This is a genomic window from Bacillus sp. mrc49 (genome assembly GCF_002803435.1).
In genome coordinates, this window is record NZ_PHNG01000144.1 from 1 (window position 1) to 952 (window position 952).

Here is a 952-nt window from a genome sequence, read left to right on the forward strand (position 1 = left end):
ATGATGGTGGTTAAAACTGATGTATGCATAGTGGGGTCTGGCCCTGGAGGAGCACTGTTAGCCTATCTTTTGGCCAAGCGGGGCATATCGGTCGTCCTGCTTGAAAGGCATTCTGACGTGTCAAGGGAGTTCAGGGGGGAGTTCCTGAATGAGGAAGGAGAGGACATCCTTAAAAAGCATGGTTTATTCGAGACTGTGGAAAGGCTCGGCTTGCTAAGGATGGACCGAATCGAATATTGGCAAGGTGGCCGCTTATTTAAACGGATTTTTCCTGAATGGCCGGTAGATCATGTTGGGATACATGTACCTCAAAATCATTTGCTTTCAGCGATATTGGATGAAGCGAAAAAGTTGGACACCTTTCGATTGATGCTCAATAGCCGGGTAACGGACTTGATTCAGAATGACCGGGGCCGGTTTACGGGTGTCAAGGTCCGGAAAGAGGGAAAGGACATGATTGTCGAAAGTCCATTGATCATCGGGGCCGACGGGAGGTTTTCCACGGTCCGGAAAAAAGCGGGGATTAAAGCCGTGATTAAAAATCATGGCTACGATCTGTTGTGGGCAAAAATCCCGGCTCCTAAGGGATGGCAGCCCTCAATCAAGATGGCACTGGTCAATGACTCCCAAGTCGCCCTCTTCACTCAAACGGGAGGGGCGATCCAAATTGGCTGGAATATAGAGCACGACTCTTTTCCCCAGTTGCGAAAACAGCCTTTTGAGCCTTTCATCGAAAAATTGCTGCTGGCCTTTCCTGAATTGATCGAAAGTGCGCGGGAAAATATCCGCTCCTGGCATGACTTCATATTATTGGACGTTCACAGCAGCTATTGCGAAACGTGGACGAAGGATGGAGTTGCTTTAATGGGCGACGCGGCCCATACGATGACGCCTACAGGCGCTTTCGGGCTGAATTGCGCCATGAAAGATGCCGATTTATTGGCCGATCTTA

General features: G+C 49.5%; 1 protein-coding gene. It reads left to right on the forward strand.

The genetic code is table 11. From position 1 onward, the window contains the following. Positions 1–952: FAD-dependent monooxygenase (locus CVN76_RS00990; RefSeq protein ID WP_232732037.1), on the forward strand; the 952-nt coding region annotated here is incomplete at both ends.